At 49.8% G+C, this 25,112-nt stretch carries 31 protein-coding genes; 5 read left to right on the top strand and 26 right to left on the bottom strand.

Translation table 11 applies throughout. The annotated features are described in order from the left end of the window. Positions 1–189: 189 nt before the first annotated feature. The 14 genes from E0E41_RS04230 to E0E41_RS04165 all read right to left on the bottom strand — a co-directional run bounded on the left by E0E41_RS04230 (position 190) and on the right by E0E41_RS04165 (position 10,551). Positions 190–864: an ATP-binding cassette domain-containing protein gene (locus E0E41_RS04230; RefSeq protein WP_130868863.1), complete on the bottom strand. Its 675-nt coding sequence runs from the start codon at positions 862–864 to the stop codon at positions 190–192. A gap of 13 nt (positions 865–877) precedes the next feature. After that, a complete protein-coding gene (locus tag E0E41_RS04225) occupies positions 878–1,582 on the bottom strand; it encodes a hypothetical protein (protein WP_130868862.1) in 705 nt (234 codons plus the stop codon). Next, the gene (locus E0E41_RS04220; protein ID WP_130868861.1) at positions 1,579–2,439 is read right to left on the bottom strand and encodes a hypothetical protein; all 861 of its coding nucleotides are present in this window, start codon (positions 2,437–2,439) and stop codon (positions 1,579–1,581) included. Before E0E41_RS04220 ends, E0E41_RS04225 begins: the two co-directional genes overlap by 4 nt. Continuing rightward, positions 2,432–3,247: a hypothetical protein gene (locus tag E0E41_RS04215; RefSeq protein WP_130868860.1), complete on the bottom strand. Its 816-nt coding sequence runs from the start codon at positions 3,245–3,247 to the stop codon at positions 2,432–2,434. The genes E0E41_RS04220 and E0E41_RS04215 overlap by 8 nt, the downstream gene beginning before the upstream one ends. Continuing rightward, a complete protein-coding gene (locus E0E41_RS04210; RefSeq protein WP_130868859.1) occupies positions 3,244–4,365 on the bottom strand; it encodes a hypothetical protein in 1,122 nt (373 codons plus the stop codon). The genes E0E41_RS04215 and E0E41_RS04210 overlap by 4 nt, the downstream gene beginning before the upstream one ends. Before the next feature lie 74 nt (positions 4,366–4,439). After that, complete coding sequence (locus E0E41_RS04205) at positions 4,440–4,880, bottom strand: hypothetical protein (protein WP_130868858.1); 441 nt, start codon at positions 4,878–4,880, stop codon at positions 4,440–4,442. A gap of 366 nt (positions 4,881–5,246) precedes the next feature. Next, positions 5,247–5,936 (bottom strand): hypothetical protein, encoded by a 690-nt coding sequence (locus E0E41_RS04200; protein ID WP_130868857.1) that lies wholly within the window; start codon positions 5,934–5,936, stop codon positions 5,247–5,249. 10 nt (positions 5,937–5,946) lie between these two features. Continuing rightward, positions 5,947–6,579 (bottom strand): ABC transporter ATP-binding protein, encoded by a 633-nt coding sequence (locus tag E0E41_RS04195; protein WP_242623688.1) that lies wholly within the window; start codon positions 6,577–6,579, stop codon positions 5,947–5,949. Positions 6,580–6,599: 20 nt separating this feature from the next. Beyond that, positions 6,600–7,337: a hypothetical protein gene (locus E0E41_RS04190; protein ID WP_130868855.1), complete on the bottom strand. Its 738-nt coding sequence runs from the start codon at positions 7,335–7,337 to the stop codon at positions 6,600–6,602. Between the two features lie 45 nt (positions 7,338–7,382). After that, positions 7,383–8,267, bottom strand: coding sequence for a hypothetical protein (locus E0E41_RS04185; RefSeq protein ID WP_130868854.1), 885 nt, complete (start codon positions 8,265–8,267; stop codon positions 7,383–7,385). 83 nt (positions 8,268–8,350) lie between these two features. Continuing rightward, positions 8,351–8,761 (bottom strand): hypothetical protein, encoded by a 411-nt coding sequence (locus E0E41_RS04180; RefSeq protein ID WP_130868853.1) that lies wholly within the window; start codon positions 8,759–8,761, stop codon positions 8,351–8,353. Positions 8,762–8,931: 170 nt separating this feature from the next. After that, positions 8,932–9,303 (bottom strand): hypothetical protein, encoded by a 372-nt coding sequence (locus tag E0E41_RS04175; RefSeq protein ID WP_130868852.1) that lies wholly within the window; start codon positions 9,301–9,303, stop codon positions 8,932–8,934. A gap of 55 nt (positions 9,304–9,358) precedes the next feature. Beyond that, complete coding sequence (locus E0E41_RS04170) at positions 9,359–10,036, bottom strand: DUF4367 domain-containing protein (protein ID WP_130868851.1); 678 nt, start codon at positions 10,034–10,036, stop codon at positions 9,359–9,361. Further along, positions 10,033–10,551, bottom strand: coding sequence for an RNA polymerase sigma factor (locus tag E0E41_RS04165; RefSeq protein WP_130868850.1), 519 nt, complete (start codon positions 10,549–10,551; stop codon positions 10,033–10,035). Before E0E41_RS04165 ends, E0E41_RS04170 begins: the two co-directional genes overlap by 4 nt. A gap of 281 nt (positions 10,552–10,832) precedes the next feature. On the opposite strand from E0E41_RS04165, the gene E0E41_RS04160 reads away from it, so the two are divergent. Together E0E41_RS04160 and E0E41_RS04155 are read left to right on the top strand one after the other, a co-directional pair. After that, a complete protein-coding gene (locus E0E41_RS04160) occupies positions 10,833–11,744 on the top strand; it encodes a ParM/StbA family protein (RefSeq protein ID WP_130868849.1) in 912 nt (303 codons plus the stop codon). 5 nt (positions 11,745–11,749) lie between these two features. Beyond that, positions 11,750–12,178: a hypothetical protein gene (locus tag E0E41_RS04155; RefSeq protein ID WP_130868848.1), complete on the top strand. Its 429-nt coding sequence runs from the start codon at positions 11,750–11,752 to the stop codon at positions 12,176–12,178. 40 nt (positions 12,179–12,218) lie between these two features. Here the strand turns inward: E0E41_RS04155 and E0E41_RS04150 are convergent, their stop codons facing one another. Further along, on the bottom strand, positions 12,219–12,554 hold the full coding sequence (locus tag E0E41_RS04150) for a helix-turn-helix domain-containing protein (RefSeq protein WP_130868847.1): 336 nt from the start codon (positions 12,552–12,554) through the stop codon (positions 12,219–12,221). Between the two features lie 134 nt (positions 12,555–12,688). Between E0E41_RS04150 and E0E41_RS04145 the strand changes: the two genes are divergently transcribed. Then, entirely contained in the window at positions 12,689–13,231 is a 543-nt protein-coding gene (locus E0E41_RS04145) for an SLOG family protein (RefSeq protein WP_130868846.1), read from the top strand. A gap of 86 nt (positions 13,232–13,317) precedes the next feature. On the opposite strand, the gene E0E41_RS04140 is transcribed toward E0E41_RS04145, so the two are convergent. The 5 genes from E0E41_RS04140 to E0E41_RS04120 all read right to left on the bottom strand — a co-directional run bounded on the left by E0E41_RS04140 (position 13,318) and on the right by E0E41_RS04120 (position 17,955). Continuing rightward, the gene (locus E0E41_RS04140) at positions 13,318–15,411 is read right to left on the bottom strand and encodes a heavy metal translocating P-type ATPase (protein ID WP_130868845.1); all 2,094 of its coding nucleotides are present in this window, start codon (positions 15,409–15,411) and stop codon (positions 13,318–13,320) included. 52 nt (positions 15,412–15,463) lie between these two features. After that, complete coding sequence (locus E0E41_RS04135) at positions 15,464–15,736, bottom strand: DUF6110 family protein (RefSeq protein WP_006575244.1); 273 nt, start codon at positions 15,734–15,736, stop codon at positions 15,464–15,466. 169 nt (positions 15,737–15,905) lie between these two features. Beyond that, the gene (locus E0E41_RS04130) at positions 15,906–16,616 is read right to left on the bottom strand and encodes a helix-turn-helix domain-containing protein (protein ID WP_242623687.1); all 711 of its coding nucleotides are present in this window, start codon (positions 16,614–16,616) and stop codon (positions 15,906–15,908) included. 319 nt (positions 16,617–16,935) lie between these two features. Continuing rightward, the gene (locus E0E41_RS04125; protein ID WP_130868843.1) at positions 16,936–17,358 is read right to left on the bottom strand and encodes a flavodoxin; all 423 of its coding nucleotides are present in this window, start codon (positions 17,356–17,358) and stop codon (positions 16,936–16,938) included. Between the two features lie 45 nt (positions 17,359–17,403). Then, on the bottom strand, positions 17,404–17,955 hold the full coding sequence (locus E0E41_RS04120) for a DUF3793 family protein (protein WP_130868842.1): 552 nt from the start codon (positions 17,953–17,955) through the stop codon (positions 17,404–17,406). A gap of 262 nt (positions 17,956–18,217) precedes the next feature. Here E0E41_RS04120 and E0E41_RS04115 point away from each other — a divergent pair, with 262 nt between their 5' ends. Continuing rightward, the gene (locus E0E41_RS04115) at positions 18,218–18,613 is read left to right on the top strand and encodes a metal-dependent transcriptional regulator (protein WP_165450582.1); all 396 of its coding nucleotides are present in this window, start codon (positions 18,218–18,220) and stop codon (positions 18,611–18,613) included. A 198-nt stretch (positions 18,614–18,811) separates the two neighbouring features. Here the strand turns inward: E0E41_RS04115 and E0E41_RS18835 are convergent, their stop codons facing one another. The 6 genes from E0E41_RS18835 to E0E41_RS04085 all read right to left on the bottom strand — a co-directional run bounded on the left by E0E41_RS18835 (position 18,812) and on the right by E0E41_RS04085 (position 24,298). Continuing rightward, positions 18,812–18,955 carry a hypothetical protein gene (locus tag E0E41_RS18835; RefSeq protein ID WP_242623686.1) on the bottom strand — a complete coding sequence of 48 codons (144 nt, stop codon included), beginning with the start codon at positions 18,953–18,955 and terminating at the stop codon, positions 18,812–18,814. Between the two features lie 37 nt (positions 18,956–18,992). Continuing rightward, positions 18,993–19,238 carry a heavy-metal-associated domain-containing protein gene (locus E0E41_RS04105; RefSeq protein ID WP_130868840.1) on the bottom strand — a complete coding sequence of 82 codons (246 nt, stop codon included), beginning with the start codon at positions 19,236–19,238 and terminating at the stop codon, positions 18,993–18,995. A gap of 6 nt (positions 19,239–19,244) precedes the next feature. Next, positions 19,245–19,931, bottom strand: a complete 687-nt coding sequence (locus E0E41_RS04100) for a class I SAM-dependent methyltransferase (RefSeq protein WP_130868839.1) — start codon at positions 19,929–19,931, stop codon at positions 19,245–19,247. A 189-nt stretch (positions 19,932–20,120) separates the two neighbouring features. Then, a complete protein-coding gene (locus E0E41_RS04095) occupies positions 20,121–21,860 on the bottom strand; it encodes an ABC transporter ATP-binding protein (RefSeq protein WP_130868838.1) in 1,740 nt (579 codons plus the stop codon). Beyond that, complete coding sequence (locus E0E41_RS04090) at positions 21,857–23,608, bottom strand: ABC transporter ATP-binding protein (protein ID WP_130868837.1); 1,752 nt, start codon at positions 23,606–23,608, stop codon at positions 21,857–21,859. Before E0E41_RS04090 ends, E0E41_RS04095 begins: the two co-directional genes overlap by 4 nt. Positions 23,609–23,677: 69 nt before the next feature. Beyond that, positions 23,678–24,298, bottom strand: a complete 621-nt coding sequence (locus tag E0E41_RS04085) for a TetR/AcrR family transcriptional regulator (RefSeq protein ID WP_006572682.1) — start codon at positions 24,296–24,298, stop codon at positions 23,678–23,680. Between the two features lie 166 nt (positions 24,299–24,464). Between E0E41_RS04085 and E0E41_RS04080 the strand changes: the two genes are divergently transcribed. Then, on the top strand, positions 24,465–25,094 hold the full coding sequence (locus E0E41_RS04080; protein WP_040412592.1) for a TetR/AcrR family transcriptional regulator: 630 nt from the start codon (positions 24,465–24,467) through the stop codon (positions 25,092–25,094). Positions 25,095–25,112: the final 18 nt, after the last annotated feature.

The raw sequence follows: 25,112 nt of genomic DNA, 5'->3' as shown, positions 1-25,112 counted from the left end.
CGCTTGCTCCTTTGACGGTTACAAAATAAAAATGATTTGAGTGTTTTATTCCTTACATAAAAAATGGGCGGCCAAATGCCGCCCATTTTTTATGTGAACTGTGGTCATCGGCTCTATCTCTTGAGCTTAAGTAAAGGCGAAAATAAAAGCAATGTAAAAATCGAAAAATAAAGGATGTATGATTTGGTTTTAAAGTTCATGGCCAAGTCGCTGAGAAGAAATGTGTGCTTTTTCAGTTAAAACCCCATGATCCATTTCATGAACAGTGTCACAAAGGGTGTTGATATCCTCTAAGCTATGTGAAATCAGTAAAATGGTCTTTCCCTTCTCCCGGAGCTGCAGCAGATAATTCCGCATTTCCGAGACACCACTATTATCCAGACCGTTCATTGGCTCGTCCAGCAATAGAATATCTGGATCTTCCATGATAGCCTGGGCAAGCCCTAAGCGTTGCTTCATGCCAAGGGAGTATTTTCCCACCGTTTTTTTGTCATCTGGGTTAAGTCCGACAAAGGATATTGCAGCACGGATCTCGTCTTTTCCAATACGTCCCCGCAGTGAGGCCAGATATGATAAGTTTCGATAAGCACTGGCCGAGGGCAAAAATCCAGGAGCCTCAATGATGGCGCCAATGCTCTCTGGAAAATCCACATCTTTCCCAATGACTTTTCCGTCAACAATCACCTTTCCTTGATCCGGATGGATCAGGCCGCAGATGGTTTTAATCAACACTGTTTTTCCTGAACCATTTCGCCCAATGATTCCATGAATCTTGCCTTTCTCAAAGGAGACATTGATTTGGTGGAGTACAGTAGCTCCCTTAAAGGACTTCGTAACATCCTGTACTTCAATAATTGATTCCATAATATTCCTCCAATTACTTGCTTTGCGGATTTGCTGCTGGATTATGCTGGCCCAGCCAGTACACGATGCCAAGGTTCAGCACTATCAACAGAAACAAGCTGATTGCCACCGCAGGACCGAAATTGTTGCCCATTGCCTGTGCCATACCCCAATAGGGTGGGAGAAATAAGCTGACTGGTGGATAAGCCATTCCAACAGCTAACAGACCACACTCTACTAAAAGATAAAGAGTGATTGCTGCCCGACTTGCAGACAGAATCATACCACCAGCACAGAGAACTGAGAGAAGTGTGGTGTGCAGTGGGAACAGCACCACTACTGTACACCATTTTGCCCACAACAAATCCGAGCCAGGAATCAGGGACAGTATGATCAGTGCAAAGAGAAAAAATACATAATTTATTATGACCACAGCAGCCAGCCGCATTAGCCACCAACTGCGTATGTTCTTGGAACGTAAGACGGTATAGGTGCTTAGTGTTCCAAGCTCTGGCATCAGGAAAAGAAGGCTTGCCGAGACGGGCGGAAGGACACATAAATTCCATTCCATAGTTTTCAGAATGTCCAGCCCACCAGCACCATCTTGGGTGGAAACCCCCAGGAAGAATAACAGCGGAGAGCGGTGGCCGCCCACAAGGAACAGCATGAGGGCTATTGCGGTAAGATAGCAGGTCAGTGTATGACGGTCAAAGACCCGTGTAAATAGGCGTCCTTTCATTGCTTTGTCCCCACTGTAATACGGAAATCGTAACTGTGGATTGCATGTAGAATCAAAAGAAACAGCACCACAGCAGCGGCAGCATAGACCAGGAACGATTGAGGCAGTGTCAGGTATGCGGTTTCCGCTTCTGAGCCGCTGACATTGTGATACATGAGCAGGCTGTTCGCCAAAAGCGAAAACTTTCGGTAAGAATCAGTCAAAAACCCGATTGTCAGAATGTACCCTGCCACATGAACCAGTATAGCAGCAAGGTAACTGAGTACCTTAGAGATGCGCAGATTAAGCCAGAAAATGATGAGACTCATTACAAAAACATAGCACACACTAAGCAGGTAACTTAATACGCAGGCTATGGCTGGTGTCAGTGTCATCAAATGCCCGTATGGGAAGGAAACCTGGTATTCCCAGGCCAGTTCAGGCGCCCGATTCTGCACAAGCACAGAGAGAGGCAAACTCCATACATTAGCGGCAAAGGAATTTTCTGAAATAAACAATGCGCCAGCAATAAACAGCACAAGATAATACACTGCGCTGATGCCGAGCAAATAGAGAACTTTTCCAGCGACCCAGGTCTTGCGGGATACTCGCAGAAGGGTGTATGTTTCGTTCTGGCTGGAAAATGGTATGTCGGACACCATCAGAACAGCACCCAGAAAAGCGCAGGTAGCTGTGTAGGTATCGGTATTGAAATAAATGAATGCCTCAAAAATTCCAAGGGGTTCACCCATGGCTTTTGAAAAATCCAACAGAGGAAACGCACTGATGATTTGAATAGTACAGCCCAAGATCAGTGCTAAGTACAGCCGTGGCGAAAGAAAGGCCTGGCGGAATTGATGTGCACAGATCTTAAACATCCCACAGCCTCCTTTCAAGCAGCTTCCAACATAAAATAGAGGCCAGCGCCAGCATCCCCAACTGGTACAACAGTGGAAAGGCTGGGAATGGAATGAAGTCCGTAGCCGGCATCAAAACATTGGCGGGGCTAAACAGTAGCGGTTCACCCAATCGGTAGAGAATCAGGTGTGTGCCGAAGAACAGTGCAAAGGGAGCAGCCAGAGTAATGTAGCGATTCGGAATAAGCGCAGAAACGCAAAGCCCAATTACAGACCAGGATGCGCCAAACAGAAAAGCCAGCAGGAGCAGGAACAGCACCAGAAAAAGGCCGTTCCAGACAAACTGTAGTTCCCGATACACAGTTTCATCAAAGACTGTAAAATAGTTGATTCCCATCTGTTCCCCGGTGTTCGGATCACCATTTATAATCCAAACTATATCGCTGAGTAGAACGGGAAGAAAAACAGCTAACCCGCCCGAAATGCCAGAACAGAGTAAGGTCTCCTGAAGATAGCGTTTCCGCTCTACCCGACACAAAATTGCCTTGCAGTAACCGCTGTTGTAATCTTCACAGAATAGAGTGGATGCAGGCAGGACAGCCAGAATCGCAGCGAAAATGCCAAAACCACCCAAGTCGTTTGCCTTAAAAATGGAGTCGAGAAAAGTTGTGCATGTTGCGCTCAAGGGAATGGGTTCATACGAAATACAGTAAATAATCCAGTAGTAAATCTGATTCCATAAAAGTAGGAATGCTCCTACCATGATGCTGGCCAGCATCGGCCAGGAGAAAATGGAGGCGTGAAGCCGAAAACGCAAAGATTTACTCAAAAATTCATCCCCCGCTCTCCTTGAATCAGTTCCCCTGTGACCGCATTCACAGCCAGAACTCGCATACGGTTAATCATCAAGGCATCATCATCAGATCCAATTTGAAAACGCCAAGCAGGAACAACAACCGCCTCTTGTGTTTCAGTCAGCGTTACAATATATTCTAAAGAAATGGCACCGACAGTAAGGGTATCTTCACCATAGAAATCAATAAGTGTGGCATTTTCCTGCAAGGTCGAAACTGCATCCTCAAGGGTAAGAAGGTCAGAGGAAATCGGCTGGGATGTCAGTTCATAAAGAGCGCCGCTAATTGTTTGGATACCATTACTATCCACCCAAAAAGAAAGATCGTTGTAACCAGTGATGGGCATTCCATCTGCGGTGCGTCGGAAAAAAATCTTGTAGTAAGGCCGACGCCCTTGATTGCCGTAAGGCAACACAGTATCAGCGAAATAACTATTCTGAGGGGCAATGGCATCTGTAATGGTACCACACAAAGAAATTACATCCTCCAGTGGGATAGATACACCACATTCTGCCAAGGAGGGCAAAAGGTTATCTTCAAAGGGATAAAGGTTTACATCCCGGTATTGCAATGTAAAGATTTCCTCTCCAGGAATACTCTCTCCGGCCATGGCCATAGTGTGCTCATAGAGGTAATAGTCACCAATTGATTCAGAGTTGTGAAGTTCCCAGACATCATTTCGCTGGTCGTAAATAGCCTCAGAAGCGCGCTCGCCAAAAAATGTAGTGAATAGCGTTTTGCGTAGTTCGTCCGTAACAGGAAGCACCTCATACTGATACTGCCTAACACTTTCGACATTTTCGGTATCAACCTGAGCATTGAGGATTATCTGTTTCCCATCAGCCGTGGTTATGGTTTCTTCTATCGCTATTCCATTTACACCGCGCACCAGTTCCATATTTGCATCTGAAATGGAGGCAATATCGCTTCCTGCATCTGTATTATTCTCAACTGGATTACTGGACTGTGAGACAGAGGAGTCAGAATTGTTGCCGGTATCTGAGTTTGTGGGTTTGTCTGGAGCCGACTGGCAGGCTGTGAGTAATAAAAGGCAAAGGAGCGTGCCAGTCCAGATCATTCTTGGTTTTTTCATATACCCCTCCATAAAGTAGCAAAGAGTGATGGGAATTGCTGTACGATCCCCATCACCCCTTGCGTTATTTGAAATTACTTAGCCGCATCCGTACTCCACTGGCCGGAAGTCTCAACACCGCGGTTGACATCATTGTAGTTGATGAGGGCGCCGAGATAAAGGCGGGAACCGATGGACGAAGAACTGCGATAAGTGGAACCGAAGTTGCCGGTCCCGGAACGAGAGGTGGTGTTACTCACGAGAGCATAGTCCCACTCAGTCGCATTGTTGTCGAGCATTCCATAGGTGATAGCGTAGCGGTTGTTGGCACGGCTATTCACCGATACGACCCATTGGCGATTGTAGAGGCGCTTCATGCTGGACGAGGAGCAACCGACCAATTCATCAGTGCCAATATGGAAGTCATAGTACAGGACTTCACGATCGCCGTCCGAGTACGCGAAAGCCGGAATACACAGCGAAGAAAGGATGGCGATGGCGCAGATCATGGAAAACAACATCTTCAGCTTTTTCATACTTTAATTCCTCCCTTTTGTTAGAAAATCGGGGGTGTCAACTCGTTTTAAAGCGAAATCTTAAACCATGGGACTCACCTCTTTATAAGTTCAGTTTTACCAAAATTCAATCTTTCATTTTAGATTAAGTTCTTTTACCTCTATAAACGAATATGAAGGCTCATTTTGGACAGTACGCATAAAGAAATTCTTTGTTGCACCTAATGATCACCAAGGATCTACCGAGCTTCCGGGAATCAAATTGAAAAAACAGTAATTTATGTGTTACTAATGGATAGGATAAGTATTAACTGCTGAGCAGAGAGACCAATCTGCCCGGTGGTTTGAGTAATTTTGGGACGGTTTAACATAGTAAAGGAATTTCTCTCATGTGAATTTCCTTAACAATTCGTTTCTAATATAATTTAATGTTTTTGTTACAGAATCAGATGTAGAGAAAAATTCGTAACTAGCTAAATCGGAAAAATTATAGTCTCTATAATTCCCTTCAAGTGTTAAGGTATCGGTACGCTCGATTTTGACATAACCAAAAAACTCTGATTTTAAAATGAATGCGGGCTCATTTTGATATGCATTTAGCGGTGAAATATCCATAAAAATTAGATAGTTATTTTCAGGAATCATCAAATTTAATGTGTTCATAAATTCGATGTGTCCATCGACTTCTTGAAATCCAAAATATTGATAAACATATGCTGTATTTCCTACTGAAAGAGAAGTATCACCTTTGATAATTTCCTTCACAGTGAATTCCTGACCGATGCTTCCCTCAGTTTGAATTATGTTTCCAGTTGGAGCAACAACTGCAATAATTTCTGCAGAAGCCACACCATATAGATCCACATCCGATCCAAAAGATGTAAGGGTCAATCCCCCTTCATCATTTTCATTCCACGCATAATTTAATACTATGCTTAAATCTTTGACATCTTTTATATTTGACAGGTGAGAAATTCCACAATCAGAAATGCTGCCTCGAAAGACAAGACCAAGGATAATAGAAATCAAAAGAAGGGAGATGTTAGCAATAAAAAAAAGATAATGCTTTTTTCTCATTTGTTCCCCCCTATTCCTCGATCTTACCATGTTTCATGTGGTAGATTTCTGTGCATAGCGTAGAAATATCCTGACTTATATGACTGGCCAACAAAACAACAGCACCCCGATTTGCTTCCTCAGCAATGATGTCGCGTATAAGTAAAACACCATCTTTATCAATGGCATTTGTGGGTTCGTCCAAAAAAAGAAAATTCGGCCTCTCCATAATAGCCTGTGCAACAATGAGACGTTGCCTCATACCAAGTGAATACTTTTTGATAGGGAGGGGATTGGTTGGATCAAGTCCAACCCTCTCCAATGTTGTTGTAATGTCAGCTTTTGAAATTCGCTTATTAAGCGAACCTAAAAATAGGAGGTTTTCCCATCCGGTTAATTCAGGCCACATACATGAATTCTCTATAATTACACCGATTCTCTCCGAACAGCGGCCTTTGTGGATATCAGCTCTGTTTAAACAAACTTTTCCAGTAGTTGGTTTTACTAGTCCACTTAAAATACGAAAAAGCATAGTTTTTCCAGAACCATTTTCGCCAACAAAGCCGTATACATTTCCTCCAGACAAATTCAAGGTTATATTTTGCAATATTTGTTTAGAACCTATTTTTTTAGAGACACTTTCAGCATATAAAAGTTGTTTCACCTTTGCACCTCCCACAAATGTTAGAAAATATCTGTGCGGCATATATATAATGTGATTCCAATTGACAAAATAGCAAGATAAACTAGTTCGGACAATATCTTTGCCAAAGCTATTTTGACAGATCGGATTATATCGATATTAAAGCAAAGCGGATTTAAAATCATATTTACCGGACTATCGAAATTGAGAATAGCAACAAGTTCCAAAGCCAATATAAGCACAAATACTCCTAAAATGCCAATAGGTAAACCATGCTTAATAGAAATCCAGTTGGCTAATAAACAGACTGCAGCAAATATAGGAAACAACATTGCAAATAGAGTAACTAGTGTAAATAAAGTCTGACGGTCCATCTGCCAGACAGTAACTCGTCTAGAAGAGATAGAAAACTTTAGGGCTAAGTAAACAATTGTGTAGAATATCGAAATAGCACATAGACCAATAATTTTTTGAGAAATCCAAATTCTACGGCTTGGGAGACGACTGAAGATATATGTTCCTATTGAATCAAAAAAAATCGATATATGGCTCCCGAAAAGTATAGTAAATAAAAAAATAACCCCGAGGCTTTCAATGGACATAACAAGTGTTTGAATATTACCAGCAGAAAGACGTCCGAAAATGTCGTACCATAGAATTTCTACAAGAGGTTGATCTTGTGGAGACGACAAAAAGATGTCTGAAAGCGACATAAAAAATATGTATGGAATTATAAGCAATATTTTTCTTGCGCAAAAGAAAACAACCTTTTTTCTCACTCAAGATTCCTCCACTCAGACAACGCATAATAAGTTTTGTGCTTTTTATTGGAGACTTTTTAAATCGCTTTTAATTCCGTATATACTTAAAGTAACAATTGCTAAAATAAGTATAAAAACAATTTTGGCAAAGAACGCATAATCCTGGCCTTTAAGAAGTGTTGGAACAACATAGTCCAATATGTCGAAATTAACATATGTTCGACCGTCTTCTATTGAGCGAGAAAATAGATAGGAATCATATACTCTAAGCAGTTGTAAAATTGCAAACACTGGTATGAACAAAAAAAGCTTACTTTTTCTATATAGGAAAGACAGGCTAAGTGTGAAGGATGCAAGTAATCCAGAAAAAGCAGCAAAAATTAGTAGATAGATAAAATTGTATAAAAATGGACTGTAAAGAAAAATTTCTAAAAAAGGCATCTTAGTATATGAGGTCTGATATAATATATTTGTTCCTAAGAGTTGACGGAAATAATTCCCCATCTGGTATTCACCAAGCCATGTGTTTTGGTTATGTGGTAAAAAAACATTGCAAAGAATGAGGTTAATAAAAAATGGAACGGCGATAATTAAAAAAGTGCCGAAAAAACTTGCAACTAGTTTTGATGCATAGTAAATAGTTCGTGAAGTACGACTTATATATATAGGAAGAAGTTGGTTCTTGTAGTCATCAATATATGAAGTTGAAAAAGGTAATACCAACAAAAACGGATAAAGTAAAGAAAAGAAAAACCAAAGCCTATTTGACTGTGAAAAACAGACGAGTTGGTTGGCGTCTTTTATTTTCGATATATCCAATCCCGAAAACTCTGCCAATGTAAAGACAAATGCAAAACATGAATAAAATAAGGCTATCACTGCGGCGACCTTAAACTCTTTTTTTGTAAGCATTGTCTTTATCTGTGCGCAGGTTGATGAAAAAATCATTGGCTGCCTCCTAAATAATAACTGTCGGTGTGGTAATTTTAGTTATTTAATACTTGGTGTGTTATTGGTGAACAGGAGTGAAATCAATGTACGTTCCAGTAACCGGAGATTTTGCAATCGATCCAAGGAATGTGCCCCTTGCAGTACAAGCTAACACTTTTGCCAGCTGCCTGATAAGAAGAGGGAATGGGAACATTATACCAACTGCCCGAGGTTACAAGCGTGGAAGTTCCGTTGCTGGTTGCTTTTGCGTATACCTGGGTGTACAGGCTCGTCTCATTCCCATCAGCGTCATACATTTTGGTGATCTTTAACTCACCATTTTCTGTCGCGCTGTCTTTGGTGGCCGAGCCGATGTAGCTCCAGCTGTTACTGTCCACAGACTTTTTATAGCTGGAAAAATTGTATTCTTGTGCGAAGCAGACGGAGGACAGTGCAACCATAAGAGCGAGCACCAGACCAAAGGAGAGAAAACGCTTTTCGATTTTTGCCATAAATCTTGACCTCCTCTTACTAAACTACCACACCGACAGTATTCCAAAAGTGCCCTTGTAAAGCAACTTTTGTATCATGATTTTTTATGATGAATGCGGTTTATGAATACATGATTTCACTACAGCCTTAAAGCAATACCGCGTCCACCAAGAAATGGAGTGATTATGATTTATTTGCAAGTACCTTTGATTGAGACTTGTGGCTTTGAGACACCATTTATTTTCACGTCAACGGTTAACTCATAGGTTTTGCCTTTTGAAACAGTTGCTGAATTAGAGAAAAGAAGGTATCCAGTTCCAGAATCAGTCCAACGCGCAATACGTGTAGAGCCATTCCAAAGTTGGATAACGGCACTTATCTGATCAGTTGATCTATCAGCAGAAACAGAAACACGACAGTTGGCGGTTGTGCCATCAAAAGAGATTGCAGGTAGAATTGTCATCACACGTGGAGATGCCGCATATGCTGGAAGTGACAGTAGCATGGCGAGCAATAGTACAAGCGGAACAATTCGTTTTTTCAAAGAAATGACCCCTTTCATTCGTTTTCCCTCTTAAACGAATGAAAGGGGTCATTTTGGACAGCTGTTAACAAATTTATTGTTTTGCTTGTACGCTTTCTGCCAATTGAAGCATAACCTCTTGGGGCAAAGTGGATGTAATACAAAAAAACGTATTCCCATCTTCTGATTGCCAAACTAAGCCATTTGATATATCAGGATCGCTTGAACGGTAAAACTCCGCATCAATATTCCCGATGCGAACAATTTGCACATTAGAAGTGTTACTTTCGAGAAATAGACTTATGGAATCATCACCTTGCGAATAGGTAAATTGAATAGTTTTTCCGGACTCGTTTTGGTATATGACTACTGCGTTTCCTTTCGACTCCATTCTGTTAGTCTCGAAAAAACCGTCCGGTAACTGCGTTAATTCATATTGTTTTGAATTATCATTTTGTGTGGTATCTCCAACAAAGCGATATTCGACGAATGTTTCATATTGTTCACGTATCCACGCAAAAAAGGCGGCTCGTGCTTCTGCGTCAACAGTCAGCCAAGTGCTACTGACGAGAGCAACCATCAGAACAAAGCAGGCTGCATATTTGGGTAGCTTATAGATTACGGGGTGTTTTGCTTTGCGAAAAATACGGCGCATCTTTTTTTGAAATGATGGAGAAAAATCATGTTCACATTCGGCAGGAGAGGGGAGCGAATCCCTGATTATTTGATCCGCTTCCATCGCCGCTTTTTTCAGCATTTCTTCGCTTATCACAGGATTCCCGCCTCCTCACATAGTTTTTTGAGCTTGGTTTTGGCTCGTTGATCCAGTTTAATTGCAGCTGGTAAGGACAATCCCAATATTTTTGAAATTTCTCTGACAGTATATCCTTGATGGTATCGCAGCAAAATTATCTCACGATATCTGGCAGGCAATTTTAAGATGCATTTTGTCAAATCACCAGCACTGTCATATTGCACAGAAATACCGTGCATTTCGTCGATTAGCTCAACGGTTTGCTGCTTTTGCCGCTTCCTATACTGATCAATAGATTGGTTTTCAACTATAGTAACGACGTAGCCATGAGTTTTTGGACATATAGGATCATCAATTTTTTTAATATTTTCCGCAATTTTAATAAAAGCCTGATGAACTGCGTCTTCAGCATCCTGCTCGTTATGTAATATGTCAAAAGCCACATGAAACATGAGACCCTTGTATTCCAGATAGAGTTGTTCAAATTTCGACCGCTCTTCTGCAGTTTCGATTATTTGTAAATAGACTATCATAGTGCGAATCCCCCGGTTAATATCGCTTCTATTCTACCATGCTTTAAGCAGACCCAACAAGTAGGAAAGATTGTTTGTTTGGATTCGCAAATTTTGTATCATGGCAGAACACGCTAATAGAATGGTGTGGTGTTGGTTAATACCAAGTCATCAGGAATGGATGGAATAAAGTAGTGTTGCTAAATTACCAATACAACATTGATTTTTTTGAACTTCTGTTGAGAAAGGCGTCATCCAGGCGTAAAGGATATGTATAAAGCAAAAAAAGGAGGCAACTACCTATGTTGATTGGTGTCGATCATGGCAACAAGCAAATCAAAACCGTCCACTGCAGCCCGTTTGTTTCCGGTCTGCAGCAGAGCATTACAAAACCCTTTGGCCAGAGCCTGCAATATCGGGGCAATTACTACACGCTCTCCAACGAGCGCATCCCGTTCCGGAAGGACAAGACGGAAGATGATCGTTTCTTTGTTCTTACGCTGATCGCCATTGCGGAGGAACTGGAGACTCGCCACATCGGCAAGCAGGAGCTCTACAATATTCAGCTGCCGGTAGGGTTGCCGCCGGCACATTTTGGCGCCCAGGCAAAAAAGTTTACTGATTATTTCAAGAGAGATGGGATCGTGGAGTTCGTGTACCGGGATAAGCCCTATGCCATTCGCATTACCGATGTGGTGTGCTACCCTCAGGCGTATGCAGCGGCGGCAACCATGCTTCACACGCTCATGGATGACCCGAAAGCGGTGGTGCTGGATATCGGAGGCTTCACGGCGGATTATCTTCTTTTGAAAAATGGGAAAGCTGATCTCACTTCCTGCGATTCGCTGGAAAACGGCGTGATTCTGCTCTACAATAAAATCAGGTCCAGAGGAAACTCGGAGCTGGATCTGTTGCTGGATGAAAGCGATGTGGATGCAATTCTTGCTGGCAGAAAGACGTCGTATCCGGCGGAAGCAGTGCGCCTTGTGGAGCGGCTGGCACAAGAATTTGTAAATGACCTGTTCAGCACGCTCCGAGAGCGGATGCTGGATCTTCGTTACAGCAAGGTGGTCTTTGTGGGCGGCGGCGCAATCCTGCTGCGTCGGCAGATCGAAGCTTCCGGTAAGGTGGGGACGCCGTTGTTCGTCACGAACATCAATGCCAATGCGGCAGGCTTTGAATATCTCTATCGGCTGGAAGCTGCGGGCAGGTGACGAGCATGGCGGCCAAAAAGGAACGGGGACGATTTTCTCTGCGGTTCAATATTGGCGACCCCGTACAACGGGCTGCCGTTGAACTGTTGGAACTTCAGCCTCCGCATAGCAAATCCCAATATATTGCCAATGCAATCACATACTATAATGCGCATTTTGCAGATGACCCACAGCCGTTGAAAGCGATAGCTCCGGTCATTGACAGAACCGCTATCGAGGCCATTGTGCGTGAGATCATGCGGCAGGAGACAGGACAAATCGAAAAGCATGCCCCTGTCTCGGGTGTCAGCCGAGCGGAAGAAGAGAAAACGGCTCCGATATCAAATGTGCAGGCGCAGGAGCCAGAGTATATGCCGGAAGTGGGAGAAGCACCGGAGATTGATGATGTGACCCGCAACCTGATAGCTAACACAATGGCTGCATTCCGTAGATAATTAAAGAAAGAGGTATAGGAGAGACAGATAAAGCCTCGTCCTATACCTCTTTCTGTTCTTGAATGGCAGCGATATAACTATCAATAATATCTTCCAGATGGCGGTACTGGCTGGGTGTCAATGAAGAAATCTTTTGATGAAGTAAGAGTGCATCGTCTTCTATGACCTGACCGCGCAGTAAATAATCTGTGCTGATGTCCAATGCTTCACAGACATTCAGTATAGTTTCAGGCCGCATGGCTTTTGTTCCCAGTTCGGCAGTTGAAATAGTTTGCGGGGTTACATGTGCCATTTTAGCCAGAGTTTCTTGTGTTAATCTCAGTTGTTTGCGGCGATCCAGCATTCGCTGGCCCATCTCTTTTAATAATTCACCCATTGGCAGCCCTCCATGCTATAGCTATATTTTATCCGCCATAGCACGAAAAATTAAGCGGCCATAGTTGAACTTATTCAGCCATAGCAGGTATAATGAGCTATATTACTGTACTATTGAAAAAAGGAGGAGATGAGATGGACAAGTTTTATTCGTGTGCTGTTGTTAGTCAACGGCCTACGCAGTTTAAATTCAAATATCAAGAATATATGACTTCGTGTAAGCGTCTGAAGAAGCGGTTGCATGATGTTTTTATGGAACTGTATCGGCGTGGAGTACGTCGGTACTATGTCAGTGGAGCTCTTGGTGTCGATCTATGGGCCGGTGAGATCCTGTTGGAAATGCGATGGCAGGAAGAATGCCCTGAATTGAAAATTGTGCTGGTGTATCCCTTTCCAGGTCATGACGAACGCTGGGACCCCAAAAGTCGTGAAAGGTTGCGCCGCCTAAAGGAGAACTGCGACCAATTTGTAATGGGTAGCAGGGGAGTGGGAGCGCAGGGGTATAAAGAGCGCACAGCTTACATGGTGGAATGCGCCGACTGCTTGGTGGCAGTGTATAATAATGATCTGCAGGAAGCGGGTAGCATACGGATAGCAATGCGGATTGCAGAGGCCCGCAAACTGCCGCTTGTGCTAATTCATCCGGATACGGGCAAGATTAGCAGAATAGGCCAATAAAAGCATATCGCACCCAATGTAGGGTGCGATATGCTTTTAGATGAAATAAGGAGAGGCGAACTCTGTAGATTGCCTCTCCTTATTCGTCATGGTGTATTCTTTTTGCTAAGTGGCAATGCACTCATACTCCGTAAGCTGACACCCAGAGTGGAGAGGTTGTGCAGCGTGGCGGAGGTGGCAGGCGGCAGGACTCCGGCCACGCCGAGAGCGATCAGGGCGCCGTTGAAGCCAATGACAAAGCGATAGTTGGAGTGGATGCGCGCCATCAGCGCCATGGCGATCCGACGCAGCTCTACAAGCTCCCAGAGGCTGTCGGCGGCAATGGTGATGTCTGCAATCTCCCGGGCGATGGCGGCGCCGTCGCTGATGGCAATTCCTGCATCCGCCTCGGACAAGGCCGGTGAGTCGTTGATGCCGTCGCCCACCATCAGGACAGTATGTCCCTCCCGGCGCAGCCGGGCCACATAGTCCGCCTTATCCGCCGGCAGTACCTCGGCGCGAAACGCGTCTACCCCCACTTGCAGGGCGATGGCCTCGGCGGTGCGGCGGCTGTCTCCGGTAAGCATGACGGTACTGGTGATCCCCAGGGCGCGGAGGGCGGATAGGACTTCCTTCGCCTCCTCACGCAGCGGGTCGGAGATGCAGATCACAGCGGCAAGCTGTCCCCCCACCGCCAGATACAGGTGGGAATACTCCGGCGGCAGGGCGTCAAAGCGTTCTTGCTCGCCCTCTGGAATGACGCAACGCTCATCCTCAAAGACGAAGTGGGCACTGCCGATGAGGACTCGCTCCTCATCGACGGTGCTTGCGATGCCGTGAGCCACCAGATACTCCACCTTGGAGTGGTACTCCTCGTGGCGCAGGCCCCGGCGCTTGGCCTCCTCCACCACGGCGTTGGCCATGGAATGGGGGAAGTGCTCCTCCAGACAGGCAGCCAGCCGCAGCATTTCGGATTCCTCTTTGCCGCCGAAGGACACCACCTGAGCCACCCGGGGGCAGGCGTGGGTCAGGGTGCCGGTCTTGTCGAAAACGATGGTGTCGGCGGCAGCCACCGCCTCCAGGAACTTGCCGCCCTTGACGGTGATATGGGCCCGTCCCGCCTCCCGCATGGCAGAGAGGACGGCCAGAGGCATGGCCAGTTTCAGTGCGCAGGAGAAGTCCACCATCAGCACCGACAAAGCCCGTGCCACATTGCGGGTAAGAGCAAAACTCAGCAGGCTCCCTACAAAGGTATAGGGCACCAGCTTGTCCGCCAGATTGGCAGCCTTGCTCTCAGCCTCCGACTTCATCTGCTCCGACTGCTCGATCATGTGAACGATTTGGTCATAGCGGCTCTGACCGGAGGCCTGCTTCACCTCCAGCACACACTCGCCCTCCTCCACCACGGTGCCGGCATAGACTGCGCCTCCGGGTCGCTTGGGCACCGGGATGGACTCTCCGGTGAGGGACGCCTGATTGACGGTGACCTCCCCCTCCAGCACCAGGCCGTCCACGGGGACGATGCCGCCGGCGCGGACGACTACCGCATCCCCCGGCTGGATCTGGGACACGGGGACCAGCACTTCGCCCTGGGCTGTGCGCAGCCAGACCCGGTCCACATTCAGCGACATGCACCGGGCCAGATCCGCCACAGATTTCTTTCTTGTCCACTCCTCCAGCAGTTCGCCCACCTCCAGCAGGAACATGACCATTCCGGCGGTTCCAAAGTCCCTTCTGCAGGCGGAAATGGAAATAGACAGGGCATCCAGCAGTTCCACCTTGATGCGGCGGCGCAGCAGGCAGCGCAGTCCCCGCCGTACAAAGGGGATCATGTGCCAGAGTATGCGGGCAATCCGCAATGGAGGTGGGAGAAACAGGGTGCAGGCGGCCTTGCACACCACCTTTGCCACCAGCTTCTCCTCAAATTCCCGGTTCAGCGCCCGGCTGCTGTGGGCGGGCAGCGTGGTGGTCCGCTCCGCCTCCTGCCAGGAAAAATGCCGAATCTCATTCAGCACGGCTTGGCGAGTCCCATCGTAGTACAGGATGACGCAGCAGGTTCGCTCATGGACGGTGACCTGCCGGCACCATGATTTTCCCTGAATCCATGCCTCCAGCAGATCCGCTTGAGCGAGCGTCATCTGTTTCTGGCGCAGCCGGAACCGGATGCGCCCCCGGCTCTCGTGCAATATGGTTGCGTTCATAGGTTCCTCCTTCACGAAAAGAGGGAGCCGCTGGCGGCTCCCTCTGGGTCAATCAGGCTTCTTCGCTCTCCAGATTGGCAGCGGCGGCTTCCTCCGCTTCCTTCGCAGCCCGGTCCTCATTCAGCTCCTTGGCGGAGGCCAGAATGTCCGCGGCGTTTTCCTGCACCGTGGTCACAGTCCCCATGACCGAATCCTTCATCCGCAGGCCGGCAGCCGTGACATGGACATAGGCTTTCTTGGCATCCTTGCTGGACAGCAGCTTGATGCCAAAAGAACCAAACAACGCACCACCCGCAAAGCAGGCAAGTTTCGTATAAACGCTCATTGTGATCCTTCCTTTCCCTTATTTCCGTTTGTAGCCGGTGACCATGACCATAATCATGCAGATCACAGCGCCCCACGCCCAAAAACGATGCTGTTTCATCGCTGTCACTCCTTCTGAATGCTTTGGGATGTCTGATTATTGTAGCAGAAACCGTGGGTGTTTGTCGCTGTCAAAACGGACGCAGAGTTGCGGTTTCCGACATTTTTCTGTACTGGCCGGGAGTCATGCCATACTCCCGCTTGAACGCTGCGTTGAACTGGCTCATACCCTCATACCCCACAGCCTGCGCAATTTGCTGAATGGGCATCCGGGTGGTGCAGATCAGCTCCTGTGCCCGTCGGAGGCGCTGTTGAACCAAAAAGCTGTGAATCGGCATGCCATAGGCGCGGCGGAACCCTTCTTTCAAGAAGGTCGGGGAAAGCGAAAACTGTTTGCAGAGGAACGCAATGGTAAGCTTATCAGACAGATGCGTCTGGATGTATGCCTTGACTTCCAACAGACTGTGGGATACTGGGCAGCCTGAGCCGGAGAGAGAGCCATTCGATTCAGATACCTCGGTGCAGAGCAGATACAGCAGTTCCACCGACTTGAAAACACAGTAGCGTTCCTGCTCCTGCTCAGACAGATAGCGAACCGTTTCAAAAAATGACTGCGTCCAAGGTGTGCCGCACAGGGCCATGCAGCCGTTCCTCGCCGTCATCTTCTCCTTGACGATCCTGGTGTCCAACCTCATCCCCAGGGTGGAGCAGACCGTCACAAGGCTTTCTTTTGCGGCTTTGGCGTCTACGGCAATCAAAACGCCGCACAGGTTTCCGCTACACTGACACGAGCGGAGAGCGGAGCTGTCGGAGAGGAGGAAGATCCCCGGAGCCTCCACCATGCAGGAAGCACCCTGTAACGCTCGGACAGTAAGGCGGCCAGTCATGCAGAACAGCACCTCAAACTGGAGCGGTGCGCCGCACACTGGGACAGACCGCAGAGGTTCCTGTTCCGGCTCCGGCAAGGAAAAGCGGCAGATTTCTACCCCTGGCATACCGTGGCCCCAACGGCCCGTGCCGGAGCCCTGCCTCAATAAGTATTCTTTCAGCATATTTCTCACGACCTGTTTTTCTGGGTTCGAAATTGGTTTTACCTATGCTGACCGGGGAACCAGAGAGAAGGCAGGAGACAAGCGCCTCCTGCCTTCTGCGGTGCTTTTGTCAGGCCAGCGACGCGCCCAGCTCGCGGCAGGCCGCCAGAGCGTCATCGTCCGGAGCCTCGTTGCAGATCACGCTCTCACAGGCCAGATTGGCGCCGTCGTCGTTGCAGCGGGACTCCCAGCTGCGCATCCATTCGCCGTCCCCCCAGCCGTAGGAGCCGAACAGAGCGATGTTCTTCCCGCTCAGCCTGCCCTCACAGGCGGTGAACATAGGCTCGAACTCGCTCTCCTCCAGCTGCTCCGACCCCATGGAGGGGCAGCCGAAAGCGATGGCGGAATACTCGCCGACCTGCTCCGGAGAGAACTCCGCGGCAGCAATCACAGACACCTCGGCGCCCTTGCCCTTGGCGCCTTCGGCCACCGCCATGGCCATGGTCTCGGTGTTTCCCGTGCCGCTCCAATACACAACTGCAACTTTACTCATAAGACTTTAGCGACCTTTCTTTCTGGATTTGTTATGGTAGAAACATCAACCAGCCACGGTGAGCTGCTCGATGGATTTCCCTTGCTGCCACTGCCGGGAGTAGATTTTGCTGCACATCTCGTATTTTTCAAAGATGTTTTTGGAGGCCTGTTCGTCGCCGTAGACCTTCCAGCAGCCCACGCACTTGTGATTACACGCCCGATTGCAGATGAAGCCCAGCACATCCTCCGGCGGATAGCTCAAAAACAGGCCGATCTCATGGGGGAATTCCCCCTCACTCCGGAGTCGGCGGATGAGGTGAACCACGCAGCCATTGGGGTTTTCCGGCACATAGCCGTATTTCAGAAGCACGGCTCTGGCGCGGTGATCGGTCAGATCGCTCTCCAGCGCATTGGGCCGGTAGGCGTAAATCAAAGCGCGGCCTTTGCAAACCCGGAGCGGCAGAATGCGGATGCCCTTGGGCACCAGTTTCTTGTTCAGCCGGCACAAGTCTCGCGTCAGATCCTTCCGGCTGGGGCAGGCGCAGGAAAAGAGATTTCCCGTCTTGATTCCGGCCAGGGTGGGAGAACAGTGACGAATCAGCAGATCCTCTGACATAGGCGTTTCCCTCACAAAATCATGTCCATGCGAAGACTGTACGGCAAAATGAAAAAACGGACAGTAAACACGGTTAGCAATAGCTAACTAAAGTGTCGAATATATAGCTGCCGCCTCTTGGTTAGCGGTAGCTAACTAATGCAATTATATACAGGGCAAATTCGCTTGTCAAGAGGACGAACGGATTTTGCTGACAGAAAAAATGGCGCTTGTCGGACGCCTGTGTTATAATAAGCAAAACGCCCGTTTTTTGGAGGTTCCTATGGCGATTCACGAGTCTGGCCAGATGTATCTGGAAACCATTTATATTCTCTCACAGAACAGCACCTTTGTTCGGGCTATCGATGTGGGAGAGCGGTTGGGCTTTACCAAGCCCAGCGTCAGCAGAGCCATGTCCATTCTGAAAAAGGACGGATATGTGAATGTGGATGCTGACGGAGCGATCACCCTGACGGAGACCGGGCTTGCCATTGCTAAGACGATGTATACCCGCCACACGGTGTTGAGCCAGATGCTGATGGAATTGGGCGTGGACGAGGAGACTGCGACCGAGGATGCCTGCCGGATCGAGCATGTGATCAGCGAAAAATCCTTCGCGGCGGTGCAGGCGCACTTGGAGCAGGTAACGAAAATGCGGGAAGATGCGCACGGGCAATGAGCCTATGCAAATTTGGCGGACTTTGCTATCGAGCAGCAATGCGATAAGTGAATACCTGCCATTTGGCACGGGATATCAAATAAGGTGGAGCCTTGATATGGCCTCCACCTCATTTTTATGTGATCTGCGCTTTTAAATCAGGAGCGACCTGCTGTGTAAGTTCACCGCCAAGCGTACCTGCTCCATAGCTCCAAACGCTTACGGCAGCTCATCCTTATGTGTCTGCTGGCTTTTCAAAACCTTTCGGGCGGCTTTTTTGATTTTATGGCACACGCTAAAAATAGCGATGCAAAACAGCAGAGCCGCTAATCCATATCCAAACGACTGCATTGCCGTGTTCATATTCACGCCTCTTTTCTGACCGCTGCCGCCAACGAACTCAACCGAATAGTCCTCTTTTTTTGTACGGCTCCTTCTGGATCGCTCCGACCTCATACCCCGTGCTGCGAATGGCGTTCATAACAGCCTCCGTGTCCAGCTCCGTTTCAGAGAGGATCACGGTCTGGTTTTTGCTTCGGGAAGAACTCACCTTTTTGACCGGGCAGACTTTGCGCACGGCGTCATTGACATGGGCCTCGCACATCCCGCACACCATTCCGTTGACTTCCACTGTGTACTTCCACATAATTTCTCATTCCTCCTTGACTTTAGTATGATTGAGCTGCGCGGACCGGATGGTGGTCTGCCGTGCCGCAGTCCGTTCATCCGGGATCTTCCTGGCTATCAGACAGCACAGCGGCGCCAACGAACTTCCGAGAAGCTGATGGCGAACGATGGAATAGCCGCACTCGGACAGGTATGCCATCAGCTCCCCGGCAGTCCAGACATGGTATACCCGAAAGCCGGACAGCCCCATGAACCAGAGCCGGAGTCTGGCGCTGCGGCTTTTGCCCCAGACAAAGGTGGGGGCGAACAGCCATCCCCCCGGCTTCAGAACCCGCCAGGCTTCCACCAGAGCTTTTTCGGGGTGAGGCATGACATGGAGGGCGTTGGAGATCACGACCGCATCGAAGCTCTCCGGGCCGTAGGGCAGCTTGGTGGCGTCCTGGACGGAGAAATGGAGCCGAGACGAATGCACCTGCTTTTTGGCCTGACGGATCATTTCAGCTGAAAAGTCGGTTGCCTCCCAGCTCCGGACACATGGAGAAAGCGGCACGGACAGCTGACCAGTTCCGCAGGCCAACTCCAGCACATCCATGTCCCGTTTCAGAAAAGGGCGCATTGCTTTGCATATCTGCTGATAGGTTGTCTGAGAGCGGCGCATGAAACCGGAGTAATGCCGTGAAAACCGCTCCCAAAACTGCTTGTTGTCATCCATACAATATGGTCACCTCAATGATGGTTAGCGATTGCTAACTACATCATACTCTTTGTCGCACGAAATTGCAAGATGCCGCCATATTGGTTTTGCATGTTCTCTGGGATAAATCAAGGGAAGAAGCGAGAACGAAGAATGACCGGGATACATCTCCCGGCCATTCTTTCCGTTTCGTTCGGCTCACTGTGTTTACCGGCACCAACCGGTGGGATTGGAGCGGGCGGTGATGAAGCGGCGGTAAATGCCCTCCTCCGCCATAAGTTTGTCGTGGTCGCCGGCCTGAACGATGCGCCCCTGGTCGATAACCAGGATCTCATCGGCGTGGCGAATGGTATTGAGCCGGTGGGCAATGACCAGCAGGGTCTTGCCCCGGCACAGTTGGGTGATGGCCTCCTGGATGTAGCTCTCATTGTCGGCGTCCACGCTGGCAGTGGACTCATCCAGAATGACGATGGGAGCATCCTTCAGAATGCAGCGGGCAATGGAGATCCGCTGCCGCTCTCCGCCGGATAGGCTGGCTCCACCTTCGCCGATAACAGTGTCAAAGCCGTCGGGCAGTTCCATGATGAAGTCATAGCATCGGGCTTTCCTGGCTGCCTCATAGACCTCCTCCCGTGTGGCGTCTGTCCGTCCCATGGCGATATTGTTATAGACGGTATCCTGGAAAAGATAGACCCGCTGGAACACCATGGAGATCTGGTCCATCAGATCAGAGAGAGGAATATCACGGATGTCCCTGCCCCGTACCAGAACCTGCCCCTGTTTCACATCCCAGAACCGGGAAAGCAGGTTGGCTACCGTACTCTTGCCGCCGCCAGAGGGCCCCACCAGGGCCAGCATCCGGTTTTTCTCCAGTGTGAAAGAGACATCATGCAGTACCTCTTTCTCCCCGTAGGCGAAGGTGACATTTCGGAACTCCACCTCCGGGGCACCGCCGGCTTTGGGTAAGGTCTCCCGGCCCCGGTCAGGTAGTTCTGGCTGGGCCAGTACCGCCTCGATCCGGTCCATGCAGGCGTTCATCACCGTCAGGCGGGTGGCTTGACTATAGAGCGCTTTAATGGGGCCGAAGAGGTCAAAGACGAAGAGCAAGACACCCAGCAGAAAGGTGATGGAGAGCTGCCCACGGCCATAGAGCCAGAGTGACAGGGGGATTATCAGCACCGAGCCCAGACCGCACACCAGATAGAGGGCCCGCATCCAGGGAGCCTGGCTCTCCTCGAACTCGATGCTGACCTTGCGGCTCCGGGCGAAATTTTCGGTGAGTTGCTCGGAACGCTCTCCCAGCAGGTTGAAGGTCTTGGCAATACCAATGCCCTCCACATAGTCCAGCACTGCCCGTGTGAGAGCCTCGCTCTGCTCCTGTCGGACATCAGAGTGAGCCAGGGTGCTCCCCAGGGAAGCGCGGCCCAGCTGCCAAATGATCCCTACCACCACCAAGGCGGCCAGTCCCAGCCAGGGATTCAGGAAGGCCAGCCACAGCACAAGAATGGCTTGGGCAAAGGTATAGCTCATCATGTTGGCAATGTCGTGCATACAGTTCTCCTCAATGAACACCATGTCGGTGGACAGAACGGAACTGATTTTGCCGATGTTGCCCTCTGTGAAATAGCCCATGGGCAGGCGGCGCAGATGCCGTCCCAGCTCCATGCGCAGATCGGCGAATACCATATAGCCCGCCGCGGCCTGGAGCCGGTCGGCGATGTTCTGGCACAGGCACTCCAGCAGAACGCAGCCCACCGTGCCCACCGCCAGCCACAGGCACAGCCGTGCCGTCATGGTTCCCTGGAGAAAAGCGCTCAGGGCCAAGAAGGACAGACCGATGGGGGCCTTGGACAGCATGGACTTCAGGAACGCAAAGACAAAGGCCAGCTTGATCCGCCCCTGATAGGGGCCGGATACGGACAGGATTCGTTTCATCAGCGCGATCATGCCTCGTCGCCTCCTTTCTCCGCAGAGACACGCCAGGCAGCGGCTCCCTCGGCAGCCCGCCACAGTTTTTCATAGGCGGGGCAAGTCTTTCGCAATGTATCGTGGCGGCCAATCCCTGCCACATTGCCCTGATCCAGCACCACGATCTGATCGGCACCTGCAATGGACTGAAGCCGGTGGGCGATGACGATGACCGTCTTGCCCCGGATCACCTCGGCAATGGCGGCGTTCATTTTCTCCTCATTCTCCGGGTCCAAAAAAGCGGTGGCCTCATCCAGCACCACGATGGGAGCGTCCTTCAAAATCGCCCGGGCCAGGGCGATCCGCTGCCGCTCCCCGCCGGAAAGCCCTTTGCCGCCATCGCCGGCCATGGTATAGATTCCTTTTTCCAGCCGTTTCAGAAACTCTCCGCATTGAGCCCGTTCCGCCGCCGCCAGCACCTCCTCGTCGGTGGCGCCGGGTCTTCCCAGCCGGATGTTCTCCAACAGGCTGGTGTTGAACAGGAACTGCTCCTGCGCGACGAAGGAGATCTGCTCATTCAGAGAGGCGAGGGACATCTCTCGCAGGTCTTGCCCCCCCAGCGTGATGCGTCCGTCCGTCACATCGTAAAAGTGGATCAGCAGCTTGGCAAGGGTCGACTTCCCGCTGCCGGATTCTCCCACCAAAGCAGTGAGGCTTCCCTGTGGGACAGAGAAGGAGATGCCGTGGAGGACTTCGTCCTTTTCATAAGAAAACCGCACATTCTCAAAGCGGATCTGCAAATCGTTTCCGTTGAAATCCGTTTTTCCTTCTTTCAGGGGCGGAATATTGAACAGAGATTCCATTTGGTCAATCTTGTAGCTCAGCTGGGGCAGCACCGACATAAAGTTCATGGCTCGGATCAGAGGCGGTCCCACGGAAAAAGACATGCACAATACCAGCGCGTAATCCGGCAGGGTAGAGGCGCAGGTGAGTACCAGATAGCCGCCGGCTGGCAGCAGCACCAGCGCCACGCAGGGCAAAATGCTGGTGTAGAGGGCCATCCACAGCCAGCAGGCCCGGAACCAATCCAGAGTAAAATCACGGTAGTTTTTTACATCGGTCTCAAAGCGGTGATAGGACTCTCCGTCCCGGTTGAAGACCTTCACTACCTCCATGCCGTTGATGTACTCCACGATGGTGTTGTTCATTTTCTGCCCGGCGGCGTAGTAGTCCCCCATCTTGCTCATGCCGGAGCGGTACATCATGCCCATAGCCAGCACGCCCAGTGGGAGGGAGCAGAGGGAAAGCAGACCCAGCTTCCAGTCCGTGAGGAACATGGCCACAAATACCACCACCGGCACCGCCAGATTGGACAGCCCTTCCGGCAGGGCGTGAGCCAGCAACAGCTCCATGCTCTCGATGTCGTCAATGAACATCTTCTTCCAGACTCCAACGCCCTTCTCCTGGATCGCGCCCAGGGGCTGCTTTTCCAGCTTGCTCTGGAGATGGAGCCGGAGGTTTTCCAGCGTATGATAGGCAGAACGGTGGGACAGTGCCAGTCCTTCCACATAAAATAGGCCGTAGAGGACCATGCACAGGGCCATGGCCCCGGCGTTGAATAAGGTTTCCTCCAAAGTGAGACTACCCCCAGTCAGCAGGGGTCTCAGCAGGCGGTAGAGGAAGAAATAGGGCAGCACGCTCATGGCCACGCCGGCCACCAGCACCAGAATGGAGGCGTAGGTGGTCTTCCGGTGGCGTCCGGTGTAGCGCAGGACTTTTTGAAACACAGTATCACTCCTTTTTAGTTAGTTATTGCTAACTTATTGGCGAGAAAAAAGCCTCCGCAGAGGCGTTTTTCATCCCTTGGGGAATCCCAGGGCAGCGTACCAGTCAAAGAGACGGCAGACCAAAGTGCAGTGGCGCTGGATCTCCGGCCAGGCGAAGGCGTGGATAAAGGGCTCGTAAATGGTGGTCCAGAAGGCGGACAGGACTACATGGAGCTCCTCCTGCGTCATATCCACAGTACACAAGCCCCGGCGTCTGGCCTCGGCGTAGTAGGTCCAGGTGCCTTCCGTCATTTTCTCCACCCAGTCGTGCTGGAAGTTGGCGTAAGCGGTGCCCTCCGCTCCGGTGAGCAGCAGCACAAAGCCATCCCGCCGCTCATTGAGAAAGCGGAACCACCACAGCATGTATTCCTCATCCATATACCACGCCCGGATCAGGTCTTCGTCGGAGAGGGCGGATGCCGGCACCGCCGTCCGCTCCTCATAAACAGCATCCAAATCCGCCACCGTATCCGCCACCACAGCGCGAAACAGTTCCTCTTTTCCGGCGTAACGCTTATAAAGAGCCCCGGTTGTCACACCCGCTCGCTGGCAGATGGATTTCAGGGAAGCCCTCTCAAAGCCAAGCGCCAGGAACTCCTCTCTGGCACTGTCCATGATCCGAGGGTCGATGGAAGTATCCGGTCTTGCCATAACACCCCTCCCGACAAATGATAATTTGATTACCGATAATCTGATTATCAATATAGCATCCCTTTCTGCCCCTGTCAAGGGGAAATCCTCTCTTGACAAACTCGCTTTTTGGTTGTATATTCAAAACATCGTTATAAAACACTGTTTTGGATTGTGAGGCGATACCATGGCAAAGCAGATCGAAGGGGTCTATGAAAATGTACTCCGCTGCGCCCGTCGGGAATTTTTGGAAAAAGGCTTTGCTCTGGCCTCCCTGCGGGACATCGCCAAGGCGGCGGGAACCAGCACCGGCTCCATCTATACCCGCTTTACCGACAAGGCTGGATTGTTCCGCGCCCTGGTGGAGCCTGCTGCCGGAGAGCTGAAGCGCCGTTTTTTGGAGATTCAGGAGTCTTTTCACCGGTTTGACGGCCAAACCCAGCAGGAGGAGATGGGGCGTTACACTGCCCATGCCCAGGAGGGACTGTTTGACTACATCTATGAGCACCTGCCGGAGTTTGAACTGCTGCTCCGCCGGGCCGCCGGGACGGAATATGCCCACTATATTGACGAGTTGGTGGAGATCGAAGTCAGTTACACCTACAAATACATGGAGGTCATCGGCTGTGAGAGCGTCCGCTCCGGTCAGGTCACCGAGGACTTGATCCATATCGTTACCACCGCCTACTTCAACGGAATGTTTGAGCCGGTGCGGCACCGCATGGATAAGGCCCGGGCGCTCCACTATATCCGCCAGCTCAACCGCTATCACATGGCAGGATTTGAGACGATCTTTCATCCTGAAAACTTCCGGTAGTGCAAAAGGCCGCTTTCC

Source organism: Intestinimonas massiliensis (ex Afouda et al. 2020), assembly GCF_900626285.1.
GTDB lineage: Bacteria > Bacillota > Clostridia > Oscillospirales > Oscillospiraceae > Flavonifractor > Flavonifractor massiliensis_A.
The sequence above is the reverse complement of the archived record's forward strand: the minus strand, read 5'-3'. Positions and strand labels throughout refer to the sequence as shown.

Coding starts and splice junctions, on each gene's coding strand:
- E0E41_RS04230 (WP_130868863.1), bottom strand. CDS start 864: ATGGAATCAATTATTGAAGTACAGGATGTTACGAAGTCCTTTAAGGGA.
- E0E41_RS04225 (WP_130868862.1), bottom strand. CDS start 1,582: ATGAAAGGACGCCTATTTACACGGGTCTTTGACCGTCATACACTGACC.
- E0E41_RS04220 (WP_130868861.1), bottom strand. CDS start 2,439: ATGTTTAAGATCTGTGCACATCAATTCCGCCAGGCCTTTCTTTCGCCA.
- E0E41_RS04210 (WP_130868859.1), bottom strand. CDS start 4,365: ATGAAAAAACCAAGAATGATCTGGACTGGCACGCTCCTTTGCCTTTTA.
- E0E41_RS04205 (WP_130868858.1), bottom strand. CDS start 4,880: ATGAAAAAGCTGAAGATGTTGTTTTCCATGATCTGCGCCATCGCCATC.
- E0E41_RS04200 (WP_130868857.1), bottom strand. CDS start 5,936: ATGAGAAAAAAGCATTATCTTTTTTTTATTGCTAACATCTCCCTTCTT.
- E0E41_RS04185 (WP_130868854.1), bottom strand. CDS start 8,267: ATGATTTTTTCATCAACCTGCGCACAGATAAAGACAATGCTTACAAAA.
- E0E41_RS04180 (WP_130868853.1), bottom strand. CDS start 8,761: ATGGCAAAAATCGAAAAGCGTTTTCTCTCCTTTGGTCTGGTGCTCGCT.
- E0E41_RS04175 (WP_130868852.1), bottom strand. CDS start 9,303: ATGAAAGGGGTCATTTCTTTGAAAAAACGAATTGTTCCGCTTGTACTA.
- E0E41_RS04165 (WP_130868850.1), bottom strand. CDS start 10,551: ATGATAGTCTATTTACAAATAATCGAAACTGCAGAAGAGCGGTCGAAA.
- E0E41_RS04160 (WP_130868849.1), top strand. CDS start 10,833: ATGTTGATTGGTGTCGATCATGGCAACAAGCAAATCAAAACCGTCCAC.
- E0E41_RS04155 (WP_130868848.1), top strand. CDS start 11,750: ATGGCGGCCAAAAAGGAACGGGGACGATTTTCTCTGCGGTTCAATATT.
- E0E41_RS04150 (WP_130868847.1), bottom strand. CDS start 12,554: ATGGGTGAATTATTAAAAGAGATGGGCCAGCGAATGCTGGATCGCCGC.
- E0E41_RS04145 (WP_130868846.1), top strand. CDS start 12,689: ATGGACAAGTTTTATTCGTGTGCTGTTGTTAGTCAACGGCCTACGCAG.
- E0E41_RS04140 (WP_130868845.1), bottom strand. CDS start 15,411: ATGAACGCAACCATATTGCACGAGAGCCGGGGGCGCATCCGGTTCCGG.
- E0E41_RS04135 (WP_006575244.1), bottom strand. CDS start 15,736: ATGAGCGTTTATACGAAACTTGCCTGCTTTGCGGGTGGTGCGTTGTTT.
- E0E41_RS04130 (WP_242623687.1), bottom strand. CDS start 16,616: ATGGTGGAGGCTCCGGGGATCTTCCTCCTCTCCGACAGCTCCGCTCTC.
- E0E41_RS04125 (WP_130868843.1), bottom strand. CDS start 17,358: ATGAGTAAAGTTGCAGTTGTGTATTGGAGCGGCACGGGAAACACCGAG.
- E0E41_RS04120 (WP_130868842.1), bottom strand. CDS start 17,955: ATGTCAGAGGATCTGCTGATTCGTCACTGTTCTCCCACCCTGGCCGGA.
- E0E41_RS04115 (WP_165450582.1), top strand. CDS start 18,218: ATGGCGATTCACGAGTCTGGCCAGATGTATCTGGAAACCATTTATATT.
- E0E41_RS18835 (WP_242623686.1), bottom strand. CDS start 18,955: ATGAACACGGCAATGCAGTCGTTTGGATATGGATTAGCGGCTCTGCTG.
- E0E41_RS04105 (WP_130868840.1), bottom strand. CDS start 19,238: ATGTGGAAGTACACAGTGGAAGTCAACGGAATGGTGTGCGGGATGTGC.
- E0E41_RS04100 (WP_130868839.1), bottom strand. CDS start 19,931: ATGGATGACAACAAGCAGTTTTGGGAGCGGTTTTCACGGCATTACTCC.
- E0E41_RS04095 (WP_130868838.1), bottom strand. CDS start 21,860: ATGATCGCGCTGATGAAACGAATCCTGTCCGTATCCGGCCCCTATCAG.
- E0E41_RS04085 (WP_006572682.1), bottom strand. CDS start 24,298: ATGGCAAGACCGGATACTTCCATCGACCCTCGGATCATGGACAGTGCC.
- E0E41_RS04080 (WP_040412592.1), top strand. CDS start 24,465: ATGGCAAAGCAGATCGAAGGGGTCTATGAAAATGTACTCCGCTGCGCC.